This window comes from Rhizobium sp. M10, from assembly GCF_002531955.1.
Lineage (GTDB): Bacteria > Pseudomonadota > Alphaproteobacteria > Rhizobiales > Rhizobiaceae > Rhizobium > Rhizobium etli_C.
Genome location: NZ_NWTA01000032.1, coordinates 43503 through 51394, shown reverse-complemented (window position 1 = coordinate 51394; position 7892 = coordinate 43503). Strand labels below are relative to the sequence as shown.

4 protein-coding genes and 1 pseudogene are annotated in these 7892 nt (G+C 57.2%); 2 read left to right on the top strand and 3 right to left on the bottom strand.

Annotation, left to right across the window (positions count from 1 at the left end; translation table 11 throughout):
* Positions 1 to 859 precede the first annotated feature (859 nt).
* From CO671_RS30330 to CO671_RS30310, 3 genes and pseudogenes are all read right to left on the bottom strand, one after another.
* Positions 860 to 1570: a nitrogen fixation protein NifQ gene (locus CO671_RS30330; protein WP_097608936.1), complete on the bottom strand. Its 711-nt coding sequence runs from the start codon at positions 1568 to 1570 to the stop codon at positions 860 to 862.
* Between the two features lie 517 nt (positions 1571 to 2087).
* Complete coding sequence (locus tag CO671_RS30320; RefSeq protein WP_011053448.1) at positions 2088 to 2684, bottom strand: hypothetical protein; 597 nt, start codon at positions 2682 to 2684, stop codon at positions 2088 to 2090.
* A 1264-nt stretch (positions 2685 to 3948) separates the two neighbouring features.
* Positions 3949 to 5138: pseudogene (locus CO671_RS30310) on the bottom strand (IS3 family transposase).
* 1224 nt (positions 5139 to 6362) lie between these two features.
* On the opposite strand from CO671_RS30310, the gene CO671_RS30305 reads away from it, so the two are divergent.
* Positions 6363 to 6542 carry a cytochrome P450 gene (locus CO671_RS30305; RefSeq protein ID WP_008536508.1) on the top strand — a complete coding sequence of 60 codons (180 nt, stop codon included), beginning with the start codon at positions 6363 to 6365 and terminating at the stop codon, positions 6540 to 6542.
* A 68-nt stretch (positions 6543 to 6610) separates the two neighbouring features.
* Positions 6611 to 7891 (top strand): cytochrome P450, encoded by a 1281-nt coding sequence (locus tag CO671_RS30300; RefSeq protein ID WP_011053445.1) that lies wholly within the window; start codon positions 6611 to 6613, stop codon positions 7889 to 7891.
* Position 7892 lies beyond the last annotated feature (1 nt).

The window sequence follows — 7892 nt, the reverse complement described above, 5'->3', positions numbered from 1 at the left end:
TCGCTGAGTAAAAGGCAGGCAGCTCGCGCCGCCTCGCATGGCAATCTTCAAAACCCGTGCCATGTGGGCAGCAGCATATAAAACAGCTGTTTTGCTGATCTTCAGCTATTTAGTTCCGAACTTTCGAAGGCGGGATCGACAAACTCTTGTCTCGAAACCGCCAAACTGGACGAAGCGGCTGCGAGGTCTTGTCGGTTGGAAATCGCTTGCGTCAAAGATCAACAAATCTCGTCCGTATCCTTACATCTCAGGCGAGGGACAGAAGTAGTGTGGCAAGTCGTAGAGCCAAGCAGATCGGTACCGTCTTGACGGCCGATCGGCTTCGCACCACGCGTCGAATCAAGGCCGGATGATCAGCAGAACGCATATGAAGGCACAGTAGAGATTGTCGCTTACAACAAACTCGCTGTTATGCTGTCTCCATGAACAAATAGGGGGAATGCCGACAGCTTGGCAGCTGCAGTCTTGCAGGCCCGGATTGTTTCGCCATTGGCTGAGATTGACAACGGAGCCGGTTTCGATCGTCAGCGGGCCAGATTCTGAGGAAATGCTCGAAGGCTACAGCAAAGATCGTGAGCAAGCTATCAAGTTAAAGCGCTAGTCGCGGACGCTTTTTTCCGGCCATACGCTCAGCTCCGACAAATTGTGGATCGCGTAGTCGAATACGGCGAAGAGCTTAAGGCAATTTTAGTAGGTGCTATCAGAATTGACCGATGATCATTATCCGACGACGACATCACCGCTCATCTTTAGGAAAGTGGCATTTGCGCGTGCCCGCACAGTCGTAATATCGGGAGCAATAATCCCCCGTATCGGTTCAACGTCGCCGGACAAGCCCGCCAAGTTGCATCTGTGGCCTTCACGTTTTCAAGATCTCGCGCCCGACGAACTCTGCCGCTCCAGAAAGACTTCCGCTTTCCTCAGGGAGAAAGCATTCATTAAAATCGCCGCATTCCTTGCAGCTGGGAGCGCTACAAAGGGAAAAGCCTTCAGCTTCGCAAATCTTGCGGTAAAAATACTTCTTCCACCTCATGTTGTTGGTGTTGCCTGCCACCAGCGCCGGAAAATGCGCGAACAGCAATCTCCTAAGTTCGGCTTTGTCAAGCAAGCCGAGATCCCGCCAGAGGTGGTCTTCGCGCATGGAACGTCGCGCAATGATCTTAGCAAAACGCACGCCCTCAGGGTCGCCTGGCCGCACATGCCCTAGGAGCATATCGCGCAACAGTTGCTCCTCCGCATCAGGCACGCAATCACTCGCCTCTTGCAGGGCAAAAGCGCGGATAAGCCTTGCCGGGAAACTGCGGGCTGGTATATCCCGCAGCTCCCTAAGCGAAAGGCCGGTTGCCTCGGTCGCGGTGGCAGTCCCCATCTCAATTTCTTCAAGTGCGCGCGAAAAAACGCGGAAGAGCACATAGTCATCAAAATATAACTTGAGACCCATCTGGCATGGTCGGCTGAAATAGCGTGTTTGGCAATCGTCGCAGTGGTCGACGGCTATGCCGGTTTGACGTGCGGCGTCCGCAGCTGGCACCGCCACCGTCGAGACCCCGATGTGATGCACATTTGGCATGCGCTTCGTCGCTTTCTCCAATAATCGAATTCAGTTGGCTGCTTTGATCCCCGCAAGGCGAGCATTCAAAGGTTGTGCCAGCTTGAGCAAGTGACAGTTGAAGCCGGCTTTTCAATCACTCGATCGCCCGTGCAGCGGGGAGGCGATCCCGCCTCCCAGTTATCGCCAAACGGACAAACGCAGGCTTTCAATCTGCGGCGCCGATCGAGCAGTCTGAGTGTAGCAATCTGAGGGAAGATCAAAGATCAATTGCTGCGCAACGACGTGTTAGCCGCCGATAGAGTTATCATATGTCTCTTCGATAGTCCTCAGAGTAGTTGGAGACCGGCACTGAACGTCTTCCGACCTTCAGTGTTGACCTTTGTCCAGTTGAACGGGAGGCCTTCGGCAACGTAGTAAACGCCGCTTTGAGGCGTCAGCTTTCCGTTTCTCGAGCCCATGTCGCCACGCTCGCGGACTCTCAGCGAATCGGCGCGATAGAGTTCATTCTCCTGGATCCTATCATTCGTCATTGCGCTCATAGGAGCACCGGGGAGCGGCGATCAATACGCACTTGCAGGCCTTCCAGTGCGCCCGCAACGATGAGGCCCTTGTTCGCCACTCGGTCCATCGGAACAAACACAGGATCAAGCACCGGCCGGCAACATTCAAAACGTCGCGCGGCTTCCGTCATCGTTATTGACGGCGAACGATAAGGTTTACTACCATCGCCTCCCAAAAGCGCTATCTGCCCGGCAAGAGGGATCGGGTACCCGTCAAAGATCGTAAAGGCGGTTAACCCAACTCGCAAAGCTTCTTCGCCAACAAATAGCGAGTGCATGTCGTCGAAGCGGATCATCTGAATAAGATCACTGCCAATTAAACCGGCGATCGATGCAATGCTGTTGCGATCAGGGAGCTCAGCGGCGCGAAAGATCGCACTTTCTGGCTCCAACAGATACACAAAATTTTCCATATCCTTGCCTTCTAAATTCTTGAAAAGAGCTCGTGCCCAGCTGCTTTTGACGGGAGCGAAAGCGACTCGTGCATCAACTTGGGATAGCGACAACGCGCGGCAATATGCAGATTTCAGCGTGCTGTGTAAATGGTCCTGCGCCAATTCGGTTCGGTTCAATTCAAGCCAGGCTCCGGACGCGTCGCTCCGATGTCGCCCAGCCAGTTGATTCTATTGAGATATTTTAATGGGCGTGTTTTTATTCCGGCCAGCCCCCATACCAACTCCGGGCCAAACATGAACGCGACGATGTTAGACCATACCGGCAGCCGCGAGTCGACTAAGCGGGTTCAGCAATCGAACGCGGCGGCCATCGGCGTCGCCGCACGTATGGCTCGAATTTGTCCCAAATTTGCGGAACGGATCCCGACCTTGGGCAAACTATGCAAACGGGTGCGTGTTCCAAGTTTGACGAGATCTGTACGTTGTACGAATACCCGGCAGAATTAGAAATCATTTCCCATGCTGCAGACGCGAGAGCCTGAACTCGAAGCTAACGAGTGGAGCTTCTATCAAGGCACCCCTTACGACGTATAAAGCAGAAAGAAAATTTGCAATCGGCGAGTTCCATCCGAGCATCACGACATTTGGCTAGCGCAACCGGGGCAACAGCCGCGCTCACTGTTGGCTGACTTAAAGTGTGCTGAAAGCCGCGGTCGCGAGTTCGCGCTCGGTCCCCAGGCGTTTTCGGTGCCGCGTTTTTAGCGTTATTCAAAACGCGGATGATGGCATCCAATCAATCTATTTTGCCTGATTAGCGACCTTGGTGCATGACCAAGGTGTCTCACCAAACAAGCCGATCGCGACCTCAGCGGAGAACGTACAAAAATGCAATAGATAGGAAGCGGCAGATTTTATTGCGTATCCCGGAGAGATACTGGCGCCGCCTTGTTGCTCGCTATGGCGGCGGCCTTCGGAGTCTGGCGAACAGGATTTGCCGAGTCGGAAGCCGCGAAAGAAGAAGTCGTCACTTTGGCGTATTCGCGCTGACCCAACTTTTGGCAACCTATGGCACTCACGGCGAAGTCATGCACGTTCATAGCGTGGACGAATCGGGCGAAACGTCAGCGTCGACGCAGTTCAAGTATTGGACGAACGAACGGGAGCAAGGCTTTGTCCTTTAGAACTTTTTTTTGCATCCTGCTACTGGTCACGTGCACCAGCGCTGTTTCGGCCTACGCCGCGTCGCTTTCCATCTTCAAAGCGTTCGCCGTAACACTAGCGGCTTCGGTTTTCCTTCAGGTCGTTTATTTCTTGAGCCTGCTATTTATGTCCTTCCGGCCCACGCGCGAGAGCGACAGGTCGATACATTCAGGAACTCGGCAGGCAAACCAGCCACAAAAACATGATCGCGATGAAACTGAGCTGACCTGCCACTGAATTTTCATCCGGCGGCGATTAGAGCCTCGGCGGTTTTGAATACGCCAAGTGGCGCGGTGTGAGCAACCGGCGGAAACGCGAAGCCTTCATCTTGCGCAGCGTTGGAGCCGGTTGCGGCGATGGTCCCGGCATAATCTGCCGGGGTCTGATATCCGAGCGATTAGTGCGGCCGGAAATTATTGTGATCGTCCGCCCATTCGGCAATGGCGCTTCGGGCATGATTGAGGCCAAAGAACAGGCTTTCGTTGAGCAGTTCGTCGCGCATCCGACCATTGAAGCTCTCGGCATAGCCGTTCTGCATCGGCTTTCCCGGCGCGATGTAGTGCCAGTCGACTTTGTGATCCTTCGACCACGCGAGGATCGCATTCGAGGTGAGTTCAGTGCCGTTGTCGGAGACGATCATCCCCGGCTTGCCGCGTCGTTCGATCAGCGTCGTCAGTTCTCTGGCGACACGGCGGCCGGAGATCGACGTGTCCGGGATCGCCGCCAGGCATTCGCGCGTTACGTCATCGACGATGTTGAGCACGCGAAACCTCCTTCCGCAAGCGAACTGGTCGTGCACGAAGTCTAGCGACCATCGGGCATTGGCCTTAGCTTCGACCAGAAATCGGAGCACGCGTGCGGACAGCACGGCGTCTGGCTTTGCGCTTGCGGACAGAGAGACCCTCCTCCCGATAAAGGCGATAGATGCGATTGACCCCGGACGGTTCTCCCTCCCGCCGAAGCAGGACGAACAGTCGCCGGTAGCCGAAACGCCGCCGCTCATTGGCGAGGTCGCGCAGCTTCGCTCGCAACTCGGTTTCCGGCGGTCGGTTCGACTGATAGCGGATCGTCTTGCGGTCGGCGGATATGATCTGGCAGGCCCGCCGTTCCGAAAGACCCATGACGGTCTTCAGATGCGTGACGGCGTCACGCTTCGCGACAGGCCCTACCATTTTTTTGAAAGAAGCTCGCGGAGTGCTGCTGCGTCCAACATCTGCTCGGCGAGCAGCTTCTTCAGCCTGGCATTCTCATCTTCAAGCGCCTTCAGCCGCTTGGCCTCGGAGACTTCCAGGCCGCCGTATTTGGCTTTCCAGTTGTAAAACGTCGCTTCTGAAATCCGTGCTTGCGGCAAAGGTCGGCCGCCTTCGCACCAGCCTCCTGCTCCTTCAGCACCGCAATTATCTGCTCTTCGGTAAATCTCTGCTTCTTCATTCGTCCGTCCTTTGATGGGCCGGACTCTAATCAATTCTGGAGGAAATTCGCAGGGGCAGGTCAGAGCAGTCCAACGTCCCCCAGCTTGACCTAAGGCGTAAACGGCGCACCCCTTAGTTAGCGGTGTAGGTATTGACCCAATTCATCAGGCTAAAGCTCAATTCGATGTCATGGAACTACTCAACAACCTCCAGCAACCGAGGACCGCTTTCTTCACCACGGTGCGGCGGTCCATGAGATGCTGCATTGGTCTCCCGATTGCTTCATCTTCGGCAGGAGGCTTCTGGATTGGGCATCGTCTGGTTTAGAAAGCACCTCCGACTCAGGCGACTGTTGCCGACCGCCGCTCCTGATTAGATGACATGTTTCCGGAAGAGAACATGCTTCGAAATTTGAGCGTTTCCCGTTGCCTTTTCTACCTACGCCGATCGAGAAGCTCGACCGTCTCGGTAAGCGCGGGGGTGGAAACATTAAGAACAACGTCAACGAGATGACTACAAGCTCAGAACTTGCATTTGGCGGAAATAAGCTCCGCAAACTTTACTACCGGAGGGTCGAGGCGGGTCCAGTCTGATTTGCCCAGAGCCGGCGCTTTTAACGCGGCGGCCTCGGCGCAGTCGACGACGTTCCCGCCCATCGGACGAAAACTGGCGGGGCAACTTCGACGTCGAAGATGGCGCGGATTGTTGCACGAAAGCCCGCCGCGAGGGCATCCCATGCAGGTCGCCGACTATCGGACGCAGACCGGCTTAGAGCAGTCTTTTGTCAGACATGTACTCCGCGGTTGTCGGCATTGAGACTGAATGGCGGGAGCTTGACACTACGCGCTGCTACGAAACGCCTGCTGAACCCACGAATTCACTTCGGCACGCGATTTGCTCTGGTCACGGTATGTCGCCAATCGCAGCGCGATGGTCTTCGGGCGGCGCATCGCTGTTCGCGTCTCGTGAGTTCCGATGGTTTGCTGGGCAATGATAGTGGCTCGGTTGTGTGTGCCGGGAAAATGTGAGGAGTGTTAGATGCGATCTAGAGTTCTTCGTTTGCGACCCACAACAATCGCCCACGTCGCGAGCGGTACAGCCAAAGCGGCAGACCTTGAGCCAGGCGGGAAGCCGGGGGTGTGGGACTGGACTGGAAGTTCTGTTTGCGGACGGGTCGGTGGGCGGGTGCGGTCGAACCTGCTGCGCCAATTCCTACGGTCGGCCGACCTATGGCGATACCGACATGTTCGATTTCAACCGGCTGCAAAACCCGCACCTGCCGCTCGGCCAGGGGCCGCATCTGTGCCTGGGCGCTGCGCTGGCGCGCCTGGAATTGGGAAGTGTCTTCCCCCCGCCGTTCGTGCGGCCGGAGGATCTGGCGCTGGCAATCGCCGCAGAGGGCGTGGTCTACACGTTGCCTTAACTCATTTGCTGCCCGCAGTCTGCCCATCATCTTCCGCCCCTTCCGGGCTTAAAGAGTGAAGCGTCACCATGTCCGAACAATCCTTGCCGACGCTGCCGATGTGGCGGGTCGATCACATCGAGCCCTCGCCCGAGATGTTAGCGCTACGCGCCAAAGGTCCGATCCACCGCGTGCGCCTTCCGTCCGGGCACGAATGCTGGTGGGTGACAGGCTATGACGAGGCCAAGGCGGTGCTGTCTGACGCGGCATTCCTGCCCGCGGGAATGCCTCCGGCGGATTTCACCCCCGATTCGGTCATTCTCGGTTCGCCGGGATGGCTGGTCTCGCACGAAGGGGACGAGCATGCTCGGTTACGCACGATCGTGGCGCCGGCCTTCAGCAACAGCAGGGTGAAGCTGCTTACGCAGCAGGTCGAGGCGATCACCGTGCAGTTGTTCGATACGCTGGCGGTTCAGCCCCAGCCCGCAGACTTGCGACGCCATCTCTCCTTTCCGCTTCCGGCCAAGGTAATCAGCGCGCTGATGGGCGTGCCCTTCGAGGAACACGCCTTTTTCGCAGGGCTCTCCGACGAGGTGATGACGCACCAGCATGAAAGCGGCCCGCGCAGCGCGTCCGGCCTGGCCTGGGAAGAGCTCCGCGCCTACATCCACGGCAAAATACGGGGCAAGCGACAGGATCCGGGCGATAACCTGCTGACGGATCTGCTAGCCGCGGTCGACCAGGGCAAAGCGACCGAGGAAGAGGCGATCGGCCTCGCGGCGGGCGTGCTGGTGGCGGGGCACGAGAGCACCGTCGCGCAGATCGAATTCGGCCTGCTGGCCATGTTTCGCCATCCGCAACAGCGCGAACGCCTGGTCCGCGATCCTTCCCTGGTTGACAAGGCGGTGGAAGAAATACTGCGCATGTATTCGCCTGGCGCGGGGTGGGACGGCATCATGCGCTATCCCCGGACCGACGTTACCATCGCGGGCGTGCATATACCCGCGGAGAGCAAAGTACTGGTCGGCCTGCCGGCGACCTCGTTTGATCCGTGCCATTTCAAAGACCCGGAAGTCTTCGACATCGGACGCGACGCAAATCCCCACCTGGCGTTCTCCTACGGGCAGCACAATTGCATCGGGGCGGCGCTGGCGAGGCTGGAACTGAAGGCCATATTCGGTTCGATCTTCCAGCGCTTTCCCGCGTTGCGCCTGGCCGTGGCGCCCGAAGAACTGAAGTTGCGCAAGGAGATCATCACCGGCGGGTTCGAGGAGATGCCGGTGCTCTGGTGCGGACGCCCCCCGGCATCGCAATCTTCTCATTTGGCGGCGCCTGGCGCGCACCGGTCAGATCAGCCACTCGACAGGTAAT

Excerpts from the sequence above, each read along its gene's own strand:
- CO671_RS30330 (WP_097608936.1), bottom strand. The coding sequence starts at position 1,570 with ATGCCAAATGTGCATCACATCGGGGTCTCGACGGTGGCGGTGCCAGCT.
- CO671_RS30305 (WP_008536508.1), top strand. The coding sequence starts at position 6,363 with ATGTTCGATTTCAACCGGCTGCAAAACCCGCACCTGCCGCTCGGCCAG.
- CO671_RS30300 (WP_011053445.1), top strand. The coding sequence starts at position 6,611 with ATGTCCGAACAATCCTTGCCGACGCTGCCGATGTGGCGGGTCGATCAC.